The following is a 15369-nucleotide window of genomic DNA, read 5'->3' as shown; positions in this document are numbered from 1 at the left end:
TCAGATGTCCTTCCCGTTCTTGCGGGAGATCCGCACGCGCTTGCCGGTCTCCTCGTCGGTCCGGTAGCCCACGCGGGTGGGGTTGCCGTCCGAGTCGACGACCATCACGTTGGAGACGTGGATCGGGGCCTCACGGACCTCGATCCCGCCCTGCGCGGTGGCGGACGTGCTGGTGTGCTTCTTGATCCGGTTGACGCCCTCGACGAGGACCTTGTCAGCCTGCGGGAAGGACTCGACGACCTTGCCCTTCGCGCCCTTGTCGGGTCCCGAGACCACGATGACGGTGTCGCCCTTGTGCACCTTCATGTCAGAGCACCTCCGGGGCCAGCGAAACGATCTTCATGAACTTCTTGTCGCGCAGCTCGCGGCCGACCGGGCCGAAGATGCGGGTGCCACGAGGATCGTTGTCGTTCTTGATGATGACAGCGGCGTTCTCGTCGAACTTGATGTACGAGCCGTCCGGACGGCGGCGCTCCTTGGAGGTGCGCACGATCACGGCCTTGACGACCTCGCCACGCTTGACGTTGCCGCCGGGGATGGCGTCCTTGACAGTGGCAACGATGATGTCACCGATGCCGGCATAGCGGCGCGAGCTTCCACCGAGCACGCGGATGCAGAGGATTTCCTTAGCACCCGTGTTGTCGGCGACCCGCACTCGCGATTCCTGCTGAATCACTAGAGAGTCTCCTCAGACCTGGATTTTCATGCGCGCCGGATTACCGACCCGAACACGCGCGGTCCGCCACCTGTGACACGAGGCCGCAGGCAACCGGTCCATGATAGAGGAAACCGCAGGTCGCTGTCGAATCACGCCCGGTCAGTCCCTCGGCCCCCTGTCCCCCAGGTCCGACGGTGCGCCGCCGCCACCCCACGCGGTCGCGATGGGGCCGGCCACTGCCCGCACCGGGCAGAACGGGTGCGGGAAGCCATCCGCACCCGAAATGCGCCAGCGCACCCGGCACGCAGGGTGCGACCGGGCGAAACGGTTGCGGGAAGCCATCCGCACCCGAAACGCGCCGGCGCACCCGGAGGACCCTCGCGCGGGCGCAGACCGTGTCGTTCGACCGGATGACGTGCTATGTGCCGCGACGGGCATGCCGTAACTTCCAAGACGTGCAGCTCTCGGACCTCCCCTCGGGCGGGGTGACGCGCCTGCGGGCCACGTCCCCGCTCGCACTGACGGCCGCTGCCGAGCGCCGCGGGCCGGAGGACCCGATCGTGGTCTTCCCGGGGCTCACGCAGCCGCTGGGATCCGCGCCCAGCGCGATCATCGAGGACGTGCTCGCGCGGACCGTCGCGGTCGCGCTCGAGCTGTTCCCGGCGTGGCTGCCCGCTGCGGACGGCACGGACGGCACGGACGGCGCCCCCGAATCCGACGGCGTCCTGGACCGGTTCGCGGTCCGCTCGCTCAGTCATCGGCACGACGGTGCCGCCGGGCTCGGGACGGCCCTCGGGGCGCTCGCGACGGCGGCGCTGCGGCCCGAGTCGATCGCCGCGTTCACGGAACTGCCTGCGGCGGACCGTCGGAGCGCGGTCGAGTACGCGCTGACCCGCGGCTACGGCGCCGGGCGCGCGGCACTGGCGCTGGTGGTCGACCGGCTCATCGCCCCGCATCAGGCCGACGCGCTGTCCGTCGGCGCGCAGTGGCTGGCGCGCGGCGGCTGCGCCGTGTGGCTGCTCGGTCCCGGTGCGGCACCGCTGGACCGGTTCCCCGTCGTCGACGGTCCGCCGGTCCCCGACGACGAGGACGTCTGGCCGACGCAGTACACGGTGGGCCTCGAGCCCGCCCCGCTCTACCCGCCGGTCGCCGGCAGGCCGCACCCGGCGAGCGCGGCGGAGAAGTACCTGGAACAGGGGCTGGCGCGGGTGGACTGGGCCGCGGCGCGGCACTGGAACTACGCCGTCGACCTGGGTCCGCTGCACCCGCCCGTGCGCGTGGACCTGCTGTTCCCGCAGCCCCGGTTGGTCGTCGAGATCGACGGCCCGGACCATCGCTCGGTCGAGAAGTACGAGGCCGACCGGCGCCGCGACGCGGACCTCCTGCTCGCCGGGTTCCGCGTGCTGCGGTTGACGAACAGCCGGATCTTGGGAGACCTCGCCGAGTCGATGTCCGTCATCCGTACATTGGTGCTGTCGGGAACGCGATGACAGAAGGGCGTGTCGGGTGAGCGAGTCGATCGCCGGTCTCACCGGCACGGAGACCGCGGTGCTGCTGGTCCTGGCCGCCGCGGTCGAACCGGTCCGCAATCCCGATCTCCAGCAGTTCGGACCCGCCCTCGAGGCGCCCGCACGCCGCCGGCTCGTCGATCGCGGACTCCTGGACGTGGAGAAGGGATCCCGGGGGGCGCTCGTGCTCTCCCTCACCGACAAGGGCTGGGCCGCCGCCGCCGATCTGCTCGAGTCGCCTCCCCCGCCGCGCGCGACCCCGCAGCTGCGCGCGATGCTCACGTTCGCCGCGGGCATCGGCCGCTACCTGCGCCGCGAGTCGCTCGCGCTCGGCGAGGTCATGATGCCCGGGCCGGGCACCCCGGAGCCGGTCCCGGCACCGTCTGGCCCGGGCGCGGCACCGTCGGCGCCGGTTCCGCAGTCCGACGATGCCGCCCACGCCCGCCCGGCAGGAAGCCCCGTCGAGCGGGTGCGCGCGGCGTACCTGCGGATCGCGGCGCCCGGCGCGTGGGTGGCGCTGCACCGCTTGCGCGCGGCGCTGCCGGACCTGCCCCGCGCGGACCTCGACGACGCCCTGCGCGACCTCTACCCCGAGCCCGGCGTGCACATCGTCGCGGAGGACAATCTCAAAGCCCTCACCGCCGAGGACCGCGCCGCCGCGCTGCACCTCGGCGGGAGGCCCCTGCACGCGATACGGATCACCCGATGACACTGTCCGACCTGCAGCGCGCCGCGCTGCGCTCCGTCCGCCTGAGCTGGGCCCCCACCTACGAGGAGGTGTGGGACACGGCGACGGAGGACATGCACGTCGACGGCCTGCACACCGACGTCTGGGAGGACCTCGAGGACGCGCTCGGCGACGCGGTCGCGTCCACCGGCGCCTCCCCCACCGGCCTGGTGATCACGGGCAACGCGGGCACCGGAAAGACCCACCTGCTCACCCGGTTCCGCGCCGAGGTGCAGTCGGCGGGCCACTACTTCGTCCTGCTCGAGCTGCTCGACGCGTCGGATTTCTGGCGCGCCGCCCTGACCTCGCTGCGCAGCTCGCTGCTCCGCCCGGCGCGCGACCACGAGACGCAGCTCGCGCAGCTGTTGTGGCTGCTCTCGGACGAGGCCGGGCTGTCGCGGGCGCACCGTCGGGAGTTCTCGGGCGACGCGGTGCCCACCCCCGAGGGCCTCGACGCGCTGGTCGCGGCCATGAGCAAGCGGCGCCCGCAGGTCCGGCAGTACCACGGCGTGCTGCGCGCGCTGGTGCTGCTGGGCTCGCCCGACAGCCGCCTCGCGGACCTGGGCTCCGCCTTCCTCGACGACATCGAGGTCGAGGAGACCGCCGCCGAGCGCCTGCACTGGGGCCTGCCCGCGCACGGCTTCCCCGCCGTCGAGACGGTGCGCGCGATCTCGGCGTTCATGGCCGAGACCGCGGCCACCGTGTTCGCGGTGGACCAGATCGACACCCTGCTCGCGCAGTCTGCGGCCACGCTGACCTCCCCCGATGCCGCGGAGTCCGAGGTGATCGAGCAGGTGGGCCACGGCCTGATGTCGTTGCGGCAGGGCCTGTACCGCACCGTCACCGTCGCCTGCATGCTGCCGACGGCGTGGGAGACGCTCTCCAGCCGGGCGACCGCGTCCGTGGCCGCCCGGTTCCGGGTGGTGGGTCCGCTCAAGTCGCTGCCCGACGGTGCCATCGCCCGCGCGATCGTCGAGCGGCGCCTGACGGCCGCCTACCGGGCGAAGGAGTTCGCGCCGCCCCACCCGACGTGGCCCGTCGCGCCGGAGGCCTTCGCCTCGGCGGTGCACCACACCCCGCGCGACCTGCTCACCAAGGTCGACGCCCACATCCGGGCGTGCGTGTCCACCCGTTCGGACTTCGAGCTCGCCTCCTTCGACGACGGTGCGCCGCGCACCGCCCCGGCGCCGACGGTGCCCGGCCCGACGCCGGAGCCCGCCGTGCAGCCCGCGCTGCCGGAGACCACGCCCGAGGAGGCCCTGGCCCGCATCGACGCGCAGTTCGAGGCGCTGCGGATCCGGGCCCGGGTGGGCGACGTCGCGACGGATCAGGCGGTCGCGGACAAGCGCATGAGCGCGCTGCTCGAGGCCGGACTGCGCGCCTGGACCCGCGAGGACGGCGGCGACGGCTTCCAGATCGAGCGCGGCAACAAGCAGCTCGACGGCCGGCTGCGGCGCCGCCTGCCCGGCCGCGTCGAGGACGAGCAGCACTGGGCCTTCCGCGCCATCCCCGCCCCGAACGCCGTCGCCACCACGAACCGGGTGCAGAGCGCCGCGACCGCGGCCGGCGTCGCTGCGGGCATGGACCGCCGCAAGCTGTTCCTGCTGCGGTCCACGCCCTGGCCCACCAGCCCGAAGGCATCGGCCGTGATCGCCGACGCCGTGGACCGTGGCGCCGAGCTCCTCCCCCTCGACGAGGGCGATCTCGCGACCCTCGACGCGCTGAGCCGGATCATCGCCAATTCCCCTGAGGGGCTGGACGAATGGCTGACCGCCCGGCGCCCCGCGCACGGGCTGCGGATGTTCGCCGGGCTCGAACGCGCGGCCCCGACGGTGACCGGAGCCCGTCCGACGACCTCCCCGCGTCGCGCGCGCGGCCTCATCCCCGGCGACGCGGTGGGCCGGGTCGGCGGGCTGTCGAGCGCCGTCGCGGACGTCATGTTCGGCGGCCCGCCCGCCCCGCGTGCGGACGCCCCGCCCGAGCACGCCCCCGCACACGCGCAGGTGCAGGCGCCGGAGGCACCCGGGCCGGGGGCGGCACCGTCGGAGCCCGGGAGCGTTCCCGTGGGCACCACCGGCGACCGGGCGCCGGTGCTCCTCGACCTCGCCGAGCTGCGCAAGCACACCGCGATCTTCGCGGGCTCGGGCTCGGGCAAGACGGTGCTGATCCGCCGGCTCATCGAGGAGTGCGCGCTGCGCGGCGTGTCCGCGATCGTGCTGGACCCCAACAACGACCTCTCCAGACTGGGTGAGGAGTGGCCGCAGGCGCCGTCGGGCTGGTGGGAGGGCGACGCCGAGCGGGCGCAGCGCTACCTCGCCGGCACGGAGGTGATCGTGTGGACGCCGAACCGGGAATCAGCGAGACCGCTCGTGCTGCAACCGATCCCGGACTTCGCGGCGCTGCGCACCGGCATGGACGGCGACGATCTCGACGCGCAGGAGGCTCGCGAGGGCTTCGCGATGGCGGTGGAGGCGTGCGCGAGCGCGCTGGAGCAGCACGTGGGCGTGGGCGGCATGCGGCGCGAGCAGCAGCGCGCGATCCTGCGGGAGGCGCTCGACGCGTACGGCCGGCAGGTGGACCGTTCGGACGTGCGCGGCTTCGCCGACTTCCTGCGGGAATGGGATTCGACGCGCAGCAGCCTCGGCAGCGCCGACAAACTGGCCCCGGAGCTCGCGGAGAACCTGCAGGCGGCGCTCATCAACAACCCGCTGCTCGGCGGCCGCGGCGAGGCTGTGGACCCGGTGACGCTGCTGACGCCGTCGGCGGGCAAGATCGCGCGGATCTCGGTGATCAGCCTCATCAGCCTGCCCGACGAGACGCAGCGGCAGACCTTCGTGGCGCAGCTGCAGCTGGCGCTGTTCTCGTGGATCAAGCGGCACCCGGCCGGCGATCGGCCGCTCGGCGCCCTGCTGGTCATGGACGAGGCCCAGCAGATCGCGCCGTCGGGATCGGTGAAGCCGTCCACGGAGTCCACGCTGTTGCTCGCCTCGCAGGCCCGCAAGTACGGGCTCGGGCTGGTGTTCGCGACGCAGGCGCCGAAGGGCCTGCACGACAAGATCGTCGGCAACAGCGCCACGCACTTCTACGGAAAGCTCAACGCGCCGGTGCAGATCCAGGCCGCCAAGGACCTGGCGGCCGCCCGCGGCGGTCGGATCGACGGGATCGGCGGGCTCGGCCCGGGCGACTTCTACCTCGGGTCCGGGGCGTCGACGGTGCGCCTGCACGCCCCGATGTGCCTCTCGCATCACGCCGCCAGCCCACCGACCGAGGACGAGGTACTGCGGATCGCGCGGGGTCACTGATGGACCTCCCGGTCGAGCTGCAGGACGCGGCCGCGCGGCTCGGCTACGCGGCGTCGGAGGGCACGGACGGGTTCGTCGCCCTGCGTCGTGCCGACGACCGCGTACCCGCCGTGTCGATCGGCCGCCTCGCCGACGCCTACGGCAACCGTGACGCGTACCTCCTGCGCACCCCCGGTGAGCCGGACCTTCGGGTGATCGGGGACCGCACGCTCACCCGATGCGTGATCACAGAACTCGGCCCCGGGTTCCGCGAGGCGGCGGGACTCGGCAAGGTCCGGCCGCGGCAGCCCTTGCACTGGTTCCACGAGCCCGCCGGGCACCACGTCGAGGAGGGCGAGGGGCGGGCGGCGCTGATCGGCCCCGACGGCGCCGTCGTCCTCGAGGTCCGGGGCCCGGGCCGCCGTGTCCCGTTCGAGATCCGGCGCCGGCTCACCTACCTCACCTGCGATCCGGCCGAGCTCGTCGACTCCTTCCTCGCCCGCAAGGGCGGCACCTACCACATGCTGGACGAGCCCCCGAAGGGCGCGAACCCCGTGCTGCTCATCGGCGGGCCCGTCGCCGCGATCGCCGTCGCGGCCGCGCTCGCGTGGGGCGCGACGCGCCTGTTCGGGCTCGGCGGCGGGTTCGACGCCGTCGTCACCGTGCTCCTGTTCGCGATGACGGTGCCGCTCATCGCGGTCGCGGGGTTCTTCGGCGTGTTCGCCGTGATGCTGTCCGACGGATACCCGACGTCGCGGGTGTCGTACGCCGGGATCGCCCTCGCCGTCTTCGGGCCGATCACGCTGGTGATCGCGATCGAGGTCGGCGCGATGATCCTCGCCGCCCGCGCCGACGGCCCGACCTTCTACTACCCGCTGATCAGCGCGGCCCTGTCCGCGATCGGGATGGTCGTGCCGCTGGCGATCGGCGCGATGCTCGTCGAGGCCTTCCATTGATGCACACACCGACGAAGGAGCAGTACATGACCCGGAAGAAGATCAGCTGGAGCGAGCTGTCGCCCCGAGCCAGGACCGCGATCGTCGCGACCGCGGCCGTCGACGCCGGACTCCGGGCCTGGGCCCTCGCCGACCTGGCCGGACGCGACGACGCCGAGGTCCGCGGCCCCAAGAAGCTCTGGGGCCTCGGCCTCGGCGTGGTCAACTCGGCGGGCGTCCTGCCCGCGGCCTATCTGCTGGTCGGCCGCGGTACCCGCATGGCGTAGCGGGACTCAGCCCGCGGGGCGGGTGGCGCGGCGGCGGGGCTGCTGGGCGCGGCCCTGCCCCTGCGGGCGACCCTGGCCCTGCGTCCGTCCACCGGACGGTGCCTGGCGCTGCTGCCCGGAGCGCTGACCGCCCTGGCCTCGCCCGGCGCCCTGACCGGCGCTGTGGCCGCGACCCGAGGACTGGCCCTGGCCGCGCCCGGCACCGTCGGACCGGGCACCCGTACCCTTGCCGCGCCCGGCGCGACCACGGCCCGGGGCGTGCCCGCCACCGGCACGACGCTGCTGCTGCGGCGGCGCGACGGGCGCCGGCTCGACGTAGGGGGCGGTCTCGCCGACCAGGTCGACGACCACCGGCGCGGTCGCGGTGACCGACGTCGGACGCGCGGAGATCGCGGCCTTCTTCAGCAGGACCTGGGTGTCCTTGCGCTGCTCCGGCGTCATCACGGTGACGACGGTGCCCGAGCTGCCGGCGCGGGCCGTGCGGCCGCTGCGGTGCAGGTACGCCTTGTGCTCGGCGGGCGGGTCGACGTGCACGACCAGCTGCACGTCGTCGACGTGCACGCCACGGGCGGCGATGTCGGTCGCGACGAGCACCCGGGCGGTGCCCGCGCTGAACGCCTCGAGGTTGCGGTCGCGCTGCGGCTGGCTCAGGTTGCCGTGCAGGTCGACTGCGGGGATGCCCTGCGCCGTGAGCTGCTTGGCCAGTTTCTTCGCCTGGTGCTTGGTGCGGGTGAACAGGATCCGCCGGCCGGTGCCGGAGGCGAGGACGCGAACCAGCTCGCTCTTCTCGTCCTTGCCGCTCACCTCGAAGACGTGGTGGGTCATGTCGACGACCGGCGAGTTCTCCGGATCGACGGAGTGCGAGACCGGATCGGTCAGGAACTTGCGGACGAGCTTGTCGACGCCGTTGTCCAGCGTGGCCGAGAACAGCATGCGCTGGCCGCCCGTCGGGGTGGCGGCGAGGATCCGGGTGACGACCGGCAGGAAGCCCAGGTCGGCCATGTGATCCGCCTCGTCGAGCACGGTGACCTCGACGCGCGACAGATCGACGATGCGCTGCCGCATCAGGTCCTCGAGGCGACCGGGGCAGGCCACCACGATGTCGACGCCGTTGCTCAGCGCCTGCTCCTGGCGGCCCTGCTTGACGCCGCCGAAGATCGTGGTGACGCGCAGTCCGGCCGCGCGGGCCAGTGGCTCGACGGTGGCGGTGATCTGGGTGGCGAGCTCACGGGTCGGGGCGAGCACGAGGCCGGACGGCTTGCCGGCGGGAGCGCGGTGGCCGGCGATGCGCGCGACCAGCGGGATCGCGAACGCCAGGGTCTTGCCCGAGCCGGTCTTGCCGCGCCCGAGAACGTCGCGGCCGGCCAGGGTATCGGGCAGCGTGTCGGCCTGGATGGGGAACGGGGTGCTGCGGTCCATGTCGTGGAGGGCGGCGATGAGGTTCGACGGGACGCCGAGGTCGGCGAAGGAACGAGTGGACACAGGGGTGCTCACGGCAGGTGGTACCTAACACTGGTGGGTGGCGAAGGCGGCGGTGGCCGCATCCGTTCGCCGCAAGAAAAGAACCGGGAGGTGGTCTCGAGCCGCGTGCGGCGAGACAGGGGCCCGGGAGCCCTACGACGGCGCGGAACGATGAACGTCCCGCATGTTCTAGAGCATAGCAAACCTGTTCGCACGAGCGTGCATACTCGAGGGGGAAGTGCCGACGCTCACAGTCCTCGCGGCGGCACCCCTGATGCAACGCGGAGGGGCTTCATGCGCGACAATGCAGTGATGGAGGCGTGCACGTCGACGCGCGCCGGGGGAGGCAAGAACATGACCGCACGTACGACCCGTCCCTTCCGCGGACGCGCCGGAGCGGCGCTCGCCGCGGGCGTCTCAGTGGTCGCCCTGGCCGGCTGCGCATCCGTGCCCGGCACCGGCTCCGCCGACCCGCAGGACGTGGCCGCCTACCAGAGCACCATCGCCGCCTCGCGCGCAGCGGCCGCTGCCGCGGCCGGCAAGTCGGCCTGCGCCTCGTGGCAGGCCGGATACGACATCCGGATCGTCGCCAGCCGCGCCACGGTCGCCTTCACCAAGGACCCGAAGTGGACCTGGGACGGCATCACCACCCTGCTCAACGCCGAGCTCGCGGCGATCGACACGGAGTCGGGCAAGTTGCCCGGCGTCATCACCACCGCGCAGCCCGCGGCCTCGATCCAGACCGCGATCACCGACTACAAGTCCAAGCTGGACGCCTACGGCGCCGCGCTGCGCGTCGACCAGGCGGCCCGCGCCTCGGGCGACGCGACCTGGGCGAAGAGCAACCCCGCGTTCGACGCGCTGGGCACGGCCGCGACGGCCGTCAAGCGGGTGTGCCCGTCGTCCTGAGTCGTCGGCTCACCGCACCAGACGATTCAGTTTTCACAATCACGCGATTCGCGATAGCTTATGCATGTCCTGTTCTTGATTTTGAACTAGAGGTACAGCATGAGCATTCATCAGTGGACCGTCCGGACCCTGTCCGCGGGCGTCCTCGCCGCCGCGATCGCCGCACCGTTGCCGGCTCTCGCCGCCCCCACCCCTGCCCCCACTCCCCCGCCCGCGCCGGCGGCACCGTCGAACAGCGCCGCGAAGGCGACCTGCGACCAGTGGGCGAACAACCGGGCGCCGCGGCTGCGGGCGAGCCGGGCCACCGTCGACTTCACCAAGAACCCGGACTGGACGTGGGCGGGAATCGGCCCCGTGCTCGACCGCGAGCAGAACGCGATCCGCGTCGAACTCGGCACCCTCCCCGGCACCGTCGCCCGCGCGGGCGGCAACCAGCGGCTCGCGAACGCCCTGCGCGCTTATCAGGCTCGGCTCACCGAGTACAACGCCACGCTGAACACGGACCGCGGGGCGCGCGCCAGCGGCGACGCCACCTGGGCCAGGAGCAACCCCGCGTACAAGCGCGTGACCGACGCGACGAACGCCGTCATCACCCTCTGCCGCACGCTCTGACCCCGAGCACGACGAAGCCCCCGACCCCTCCTCGCGGAGGTGCCGGGGGCTGTTCGTTCGGTGGTGCGGAGCGGCCTACTTCGCCTTCTCCAGCACCTCCACCAGGCGCCAGTGCTTGCTGGCGCTCAGCGGACGGGTCTCCATGATCCGGACGCGGTCGCCGACACCGGCGACGCCCTCTTCGTCATGCGCCTTCACCTTGGAGGTGGTGCGGATGATCTTGCCGTACAGGGAGTGCTTCACGCGGTCCTCGAGCTCGACGACGATGGTCTTCTCCATCTTGTCGGACACGACGTACCCGATGCGGACCTTGCGGCTGTTCCGCTCCTCGGTGGTCACATTGCTTCCGTTCTCGCTCATGCGGCGTCACCCTCCGGGCCGGAGGCCAGGCCGAGCTCCCGCTCGCGCAGGATCGTGTAGATCCGGGCGATGTCGGTACGCACGGTGCGCAGGCGACGGTTGTTGCTCATCTGCCCGGTGGCCATCTGGAACCGCAGGTTGAACAGCTCCTCCTTGGCCTCGCGCAGCTTCTCCACCAGCTCGTCCGCGGTGAGACCGCGGAGATCAGCGGCGACGGTGTTCGACATCAGAACTGCTCCTCTCGGGTCACGATGCGGGTCTTGCAGGGGAGCTTGTGCTGCGCGCGGCGCAAGGCCTCGCGAGCGGTCTCCTCGTTGGGGTAGGACATCTCGAACAGCACACGACCGGGCTTGACGTTCGCGACCCACCACTCGACGGAACCCTTACCGGAACCCATGCGGGTCTCGGCCGGCTTCTTGGTCAGCGGGCGGTCCGGGAAGATGTTGATCCAGACCTTGCCGCCACGCTTGATGTGGCGGTTGATGGCGATACGAGCGGACTCGATCTGACGGTTGGTGATGTAGGCGGGCTCGAGAGCCTGGATGCCGTAGTCACCGAAGGTCACCTTGTTGCCGCCCTTGGACTGGCCGGAGCGACCCGGGTGGTGCTGCTTGCGGTGCTTGACGCGACGGGGGATCAACACGGTGTCAGCCCTCCTGGTTCGTTGCGGCCGGAGCCGCCGCCACCGGAGTGTCCTCCGTTGCGGCGCGACCGGCCTCGGTGCTGGTGGCGGTCGTGCCCGACGCGCCGCTACGACGCGGGCGCTGGGGGCGCTCACGACGCGGGCCGCGACGGTCGTCGTTCGACGGTGCCGCCAGCTCGCGCCGGCCGCCCACGACGTCGCCCTTGTAGATCCACACCTTGACGCCGATCCGCCCGAAGGTGGTCTTCGCCTCGTGCAGGCCGTAGTCGATGTCGGCGCGCAGCGTGTGCAGGGGCACGCGGCCCTCGCGGTAGAACTCGCTGCGGCTCATCTCCGCGCCGCCCAGACGACCCGAGCACTGGACCCGGATGCCCTTGACGTTCGGCTGACGCATCGCCGACTGGATCGCCTTGCGCATCGCGCGGCGGAACGCCACGCGGTTGCTCAGCTGCTCCGCGATGCCCTGCGCGACGAGCTGGGCGTCGGCCTCGGGGTTCTTCACCTCGAGGATGTTCAGCTGCACCTGCTTCTTGGTGAGCTTCTCCAGCTCCGAGCGGATGCGATCGGCCTCGGCGCCGCGGCGGCCGATGACGATGCCCGGACGCGCGGTGTGGATGTCCACCCGCACGCGGTCCCGGGTGCGCTCGATCTCGATCTTGCTGATGCCGGCACGCTCGAGGCTGTCGGTCAGGCGCTTACGGATCTGGACGTCTTCCTTGACGTACTCCGAGTACTGCTTATCGGCGTACCAGCGGGACTTCCAGTCCGTGGTGATGCCGAGGCGGAAGCCGTGGGGATTGATCTTCTGTCCCATGCTTACGCTCCCTTCCGGCTGTTGCGGCTGGCGGCGGGCTTCTTCGCATCCAGCGACTCCACCACGACGGTGATGTGGCTGGTGCGCTTGCGGATCCGGTACGCGCGGCCCTGGGCCCGCGGCTGGATGCGCTTCATGGTCGGGCCCTCGTTGGCGTACGCCTCCGAGACGACCAGGGTGCGCGGGTCGAGACCCAGGTTGTTCTGCGCGTTGGCGATGGCCGAGGCCAGGACCTTCGCGACGGGCTCACTCGCGGCCTGCGGCGCGAACCGCAGGATCGCGAGCGCCTGCTCGGCGTCCTTGCCGCGGACCAGGTCGATGACCCGCCGCGCCTTCATCGGGGTGACCCGGACGAAGCGCGCGGTGGCCGACGCCGAGGTCTGTGCTGCTGTGTCGTTGCTCATTAGCGGCGCTTCGCCTTCCGGTCGTCCTTGATGTGGCCCTTGAACGTCCGCGTCGGGGCGAACTCGCCCAGCTTGTGACCCACCATGTTCTCCGAGACGAACACCGGCACGTGCTTGCGACCGTCATGGACGGCGAAGGTGTGACCGATGAAGTCGGGGATGATGGTGGAGCGGCGCGACCAGGTCTTGATGACCTGCTTGGTGCCCTTGTCGTTCTGGACGTCGACCTTCGCGAGGAGGTGGTCGTCGACGAACGGGCCCTTCTTGAGGCTGCGTGGCATTCTCTAACTCCCTCCTAGCGCTTGTTCTTACCGGACTTGCGGCGACGCACGATCAGCTTGTCGCTCGCCTTGTTCTTGCGGGTGCGGCCCTCGGGCTTGCCCCACGGGCTCACCGGGTGGCGACCACCGGAGGTCTTACCCTCACCACCGCCGTGCGGGTGGTCGACCGGGTTCATGACGACACCACGGACGGTCGGGCGCTTGCCCTTCCACCGCATACGGCCGGCCTTGCCCCAGTTGATGTTGCTCTGCTCGGCGTTGCCCACCTCGCCGACGGTGGCGCGGCAGCGCACGTCGACGCGACGGATCTCGCCGGAGGGCATACGCAGGGTCGCGTACGCGCCCTCCTTGCCCAGCAGCTGGATGCTGGCACCGGCCGAGCGGGCCATCTTGGCACCGCCACCGGGGCGCAGCTCGACGGCGTGGATCACGGTGCCGGCGGGGATGTTGCGCAGTGGCAGGGCGTTGCCCGGCTTGATGTCGGCGTTGGGGCCCGACTCGACGATGTCGCCCTGCTTGAGGTCCTTGGGGGCGAGGATGTAACGCTTCTCGCCGTCCAAGTAGTGCAGCAGTGCGATCCGCGAGGTGCGGTTCGGGTCGTACTCGATGTGCGCGACCTTGGCGTTGATGCCGTCCTTGTCGTGACGACGGAAGTCGATCAGACGGTAGGCGCGCTTGTGGCCGCCACCCTTGTGCCGGGTGGTGATGCGGCCGTGCGCGTTACGGCCACCGTGGCCGTGCAGCGGACGGATCAGCGACTTCTCCGGGGTCGAACGCGTGATCTCGTCGAAGGTCGAGCCCGACGAGCCACGACGACCCGGAGTGGTCGGCTTGTACTTGCGGATAGCCATTTAGCTCGCGCCTCCGAAGATGTCGATGGGCTTGCTATCGGCGCTCAGGGTCACGATGGCGCGCTTGGTGCTCTTGCGCTGACCGTAACCGGCACGGGTGCGCTTGCGCTTGCCCTGGCGGTTCAAGGTGTTGACGCTGTCGACCTTGACGCCGAAGACCTTCTCCACGGCGATCTTGATCTGCGTCTTGTTCGCCTCCGGGTGCACCACGAAGGTGTACGTGTTCTCCTCGATCAGGCCGTAGGCCTTCTCGGAGATCACCGGCGCGAGCAGGATGTCCCGCGGGTCGGCGGGGATGGTTGCGGTTGCCATCAGGCGTTCGCCTCCTCGGTCTTCGTGGCGCTCGCGATGAACGAACCCAGAGCCTCGCGGCTGAACACCAGATCATCGGCGTCGAGGACGTCGTAGGTGTTGAGCTGATCGGCAAAGATCCACTTCGCGTTCGGCAGGTTCTGGACGCTGCGCTGCGCGGTCAGGTCCTCGCGGCCCACGACCACGAGGAACTTCTTGCGCTCCGACAGCGCGGCCAGGAACAGGCGGGCGGTCTTGGTCGACGCCTCCTGGCCGGCCACCAGCTCGGTGACGACGTGGATACGGTCCTCGCGAACCCGGTCGGTGAGGGCACCGCGCAGGGCGGCGGCCTTCATCTTCTTCGGGGTGCGCTGGCTGTAGTCGCGCGGCTGCGGGCCGTGGACGGTGCCACCGCCGTTGAACTGCGGCGCGCGGGTCGAGCCCTGACGGGCGCGGCCGGTGCCCTTCTGGCGGTACGGCTTACGGCCACCGCCGCGGACCTCGCCACGGGTCTTGGTGGAGTGGGTGCCGGCACGCGCAGCGGCGAGCTGGGCCACGACGACCTGATGCATCAGGGCGATGTTGGGCTCCACGTCGAAGATCTCGGCGGGGAGGTCGACGGTGCCGTCGACCTTGCCGTCGGCGGTCTTGACATCGAGAGTCAGCTTGCTCATGCGCGAGCACCACCCTTCACGGCGCTACGGACCATCACGAGGCCGCCCTTGCGGCCGGGGATGGCGCCCTTGATCAGGATGACGCCGGCATCGGCGTCCACCTTGAACACGGACAGGTTCTGCGTGGTCACCTTGTCGGAGCCCATGCGGCCGGCCATCCGGACGCCCTTGAAGACGCGACCCGGGGTGGCGCAGCCACCGATGGAACCGGGGGCACGGTGCACGGCCTGCGCGCCGTGGCTGGCGCCGAGACCGGCGAAGCCGTGGCGCTTCATGACGCCGGCGTAGCCCTTGCCCTTGCTGATGCCGGTGACGTCGACGAAGTTGCCCGCCTCGAACACGTCGGCGCCCAGCTCCTGGCCCACCTCGTAGTCGGCGGCGGCACCGGCGTCGGCGAGCCGCAGCTCGGCGATGTGGCGACGCGGGGTGACACCGGCCTTGGAGAACTGGCCCGAGACGGGCTTGTTCACCTTGCGGGGGTCGATCGCGCCGAAGGCGAGCTGCACGGCGTCGTAGCCGTCAGCGGCCTGGGTACGGATCTGGGTGACCACGTTCGGCCCGGCCTTGACGACGGTGACCGGGACGACCCGGTTGTTCTCGTCGAAGACCTGGGTCATGCCGAGCTTGGTGCCCAGGATTCCCTTGATCTTGTTCTCAGTCATATCGATTTCTC

20 protein-coding genes are annotated in these 15369 nt (G+C 71.3%); 7 read left to right on the top strand and 13 right to left on the bottom strand.

Translation table 11 applies throughout. The features are described 5' to 3' along the window. Together rplX and rplN are read right to left on the bottom strand one after the other, a co-directional pair. Complete coding sequence (gene rplX / locus AXK61_RS14265) at positions 1-306, bottom strand: 50S ribosomal protein L24 (protein ID WP_068573227.1); 306 nt, start codon at positions 304-306, stop codon at positions 1-3. 1 nt (position 307) lies between these two features. Next, positions 308-676, bottom strand: coding sequence for a 50S ribosomal protein L14 (gene rplN / locus AXK61_RS14260; RefSeq protein WP_068573225.1), 369 nt, complete (start codon positions 674-676; stop codon positions 308-310). 437 nt (positions 677-1113) lie between these two features. Here rplN and AXK61_RS14255 point away from each other — a divergent pair, with 437 nt between their 5' ends. Genes AXK61_RS14255 through AXK61_RS14235 form a run of 5 tightly spaced genes read left to right on the top strand, consistent with a single transcriptional unit; the run spans position 1114 to position 7396 of the window. Further along, the gene (locus AXK61_RS14255) at positions 1114-2148 is read left to right on the top strand and encodes an endonuclease domain-containing protein (RefSeq protein ID WP_068745954.1); all 1035 of its coding nucleotides are present in this window, start codon (positions 1114-1116) and stop codon (positions 2146-2148) included. A 16-nt stretch (positions 2149-2164) separates the two neighbouring features. Next, positions 2165-2875 (top strand): hypothetical protein, encoded by a 711-nt coding sequence (locus AXK61_RS14250; RefSeq protein ID WP_068573219.1) that lies wholly within the window; start codon positions 2165-2167, stop codon positions 2873-2875. Next, the gene (locus AXK61_RS14245; protein WP_068745952.1) at positions 2872-6195 is read left to right on the top strand and encodes a helicase HerA domain-containing protein; all 3324 of its coding nucleotides are present in this window, start codon (positions 2872-2874) and stop codon (positions 6193-6195) included. The genes AXK61_RS14250 and AXK61_RS14245 overlap by 4 nt, the downstream gene beginning before the upstream one ends. Then, positions 6195-7130, top strand: coding sequence for a hypothetical protein (locus AXK61_RS14240; RefSeq protein ID WP_068745950.1), 936 nt, complete (start codon positions 6195-6197; stop codon positions 7128-7130). The genes AXK61_RS14245 and AXK61_RS14240 overlap by 1 nt, the downstream gene beginning before the upstream one ends. A 26-nt stretch (positions 7131-7156) precedes the next feature. Beyond that, positions 7157-7396: a hypothetical protein gene (locus AXK61_RS14235; protein ID WP_068746033.1), complete on the top strand. Its 240-nt coding sequence runs from the start codon at positions 7157-7159 to the stop codon at positions 7394-7396. A 6-nt stretch (positions 7397-7402) separates the two neighbouring features. Here the strand turns inward: AXK61_RS14235 and AXK61_RS14230 are convergent, their stop codons facing one another. Next, complete coding sequence (locus AXK61_RS14230) at positions 7403-8815, bottom strand: DEAD/DEAH box helicase (RefSeq protein WP_068746031.1); 1413 nt, start codon at positions 8813-8815, stop codon at positions 7403-7405. A 336-nt stretch (positions 8816-9151) separates the two neighbouring features. Here AXK61_RS14230 and AXK61_RS14225 point away from each other — a divergent pair, with 336 nt between their 5' ends. Both AXK61_RS14225 and AXK61_RS14220 read left to right on the top strand, forming a co-directional pair. Next, positions 9152-9766 (top strand): hypothetical protein, encoded by a 615-nt coding sequence (locus tag AXK61_RS14225; RefSeq protein WP_068745947.1) that lies wholly within the window; start codon positions 9152-9154, stop codon positions 9764-9766. A gap of 99 nt (positions 9767-9865) precedes the next feature. Further along, positions 9866-10378 carry a hypothetical protein gene (locus AXK61_RS14220; RefSeq protein ID WP_068745945.1) on the top strand — a complete coding sequence of 171 codons (513 nt, stop codon included), beginning with the start codon at positions 9866-9868 and terminating at the stop codon, positions 10376-10378. A 75-nt stretch (positions 10379-10453) separates the two neighbouring features. Here the strand turns inward: AXK61_RS14220 and rpsQ are convergent, their stop codons facing one another. Genes rpsQ through rplC form a run of 10 tightly spaced genes read right to left on the bottom strand, consistent with a single transcriptional unit; the run spans position 10454 to position 15358 of the window. Beyond that, complete coding sequence (gene rpsQ / locus AXK61_RS14215) at positions 10454-10738, bottom strand: 30S ribosomal protein S17 (protein ID WP_068573211.1); 285 nt, start codon at positions 10736-10738, stop codon at positions 10454-10456. Then, positions 10735-10965, bottom strand: a complete 231-nt coding sequence (gene rpmC / locus AXK61_RS14210; protein WP_013128010.1) for a 50S ribosomal protein L29 — start codon at positions 10963-10965, stop codon at positions 10735-10737. The genes rpsQ and rpmC overlap by 4 nt, the downstream gene beginning before the upstream one ends. Continuing rightward, complete coding sequence (gene rplP / locus AXK61_RS14205; RefSeq protein WP_068573209.1) at positions 10965-11381, bottom strand: 50S ribosomal protein L16; 417 nt, start codon at positions 11379-11381, stop codon at positions 10965-10967. Before rplP ends, rpmC begins: the two co-directional genes overlap by 1 nt. A 4-nt stretch (positions 11382-11385) precedes the next feature. After that, entirely contained in the window at positions 11386-12195 is an 810-nt protein-coding gene (gene rpsC / locus AXK61_RS14200) for a 30S ribosomal protein S3 (RefSeq protein ID WP_068573207.1), read from the bottom strand. A gap of 2 nt (positions 12196-12197) precedes the next feature. Then, entirely contained in the window at positions 12198-12599 is a 402-nt protein-coding gene (rplV, locus tag AXK61_RS14195) for a 50S ribosomal protein L22 (protein ID WP_068573205.1), read from the bottom strand. Next, positions 12599-12880 carry a 30S ribosomal protein S19 gene (gene rpsS / locus AXK61_RS14190; RefSeq protein WP_068573204.1) on the bottom strand — a complete coding sequence of 94 codons (282 nt, stop codon included), beginning with the start codon at positions 12878-12880 and terminating at the stop codon, positions 12599-12601. The genes rplV and rpsS overlap by 1 nt, the downstream gene beginning before the upstream one ends. Positions 12881-12894: 14 nt before the next feature. Then, positions 12895-13731, bottom strand: a complete 837-nt coding sequence (gene rplB, locus AXK61_RS14185; protein ID WP_068573202.1) for a 50S ribosomal protein L2 — start codon at positions 13729-13731, stop codon at positions 12895-12897. Continuing rightward, positions 13732-14043, bottom strand: a complete 312-nt coding sequence (gene rplW, locus AXK61_RS14180) for a 50S ribosomal protein L23 (protein WP_068573200.1) — start codon at positions 14041-14043, stop codon at positions 13732-13734. Then, positions 14043-14696, bottom strand: a complete 654-nt coding sequence (gene rplD / locus AXK61_RS14175) for a 50S ribosomal protein L4 (protein WP_068573199.1) — start codon at positions 14694-14696, stop codon at positions 14043-14045. Before rplD ends, rplW begins: the two co-directional genes overlap by 1 nt. Next, entirely contained in the window at positions 14693-15358 is a 666-nt protein-coding gene (gene rplC / locus AXK61_RS14170; protein WP_068573197.1) for a 50S ribosomal protein L3, read from the bottom strand. The genes rplD and rplC overlap by 4 nt, the downstream gene beginning before the upstream one ends. Positions 15359-15369 lie beyond the last annotated feature (11 nt).

This window comes from Tsukamurella pseudospumae (assembly GCF_001575205.1).
Classification (GTDB): domain Bacteria; phylum Actinomycetota; class Actinomycetes; order Mycobacteriales; family Mycobacteriaceae; genus Tsukamurella; species Tsukamurella pseudospumae.
Note: the sequence above shows the minus strand (reverse complement) of the source record. Positions and strands in the feature narration are given on the sequence as shown.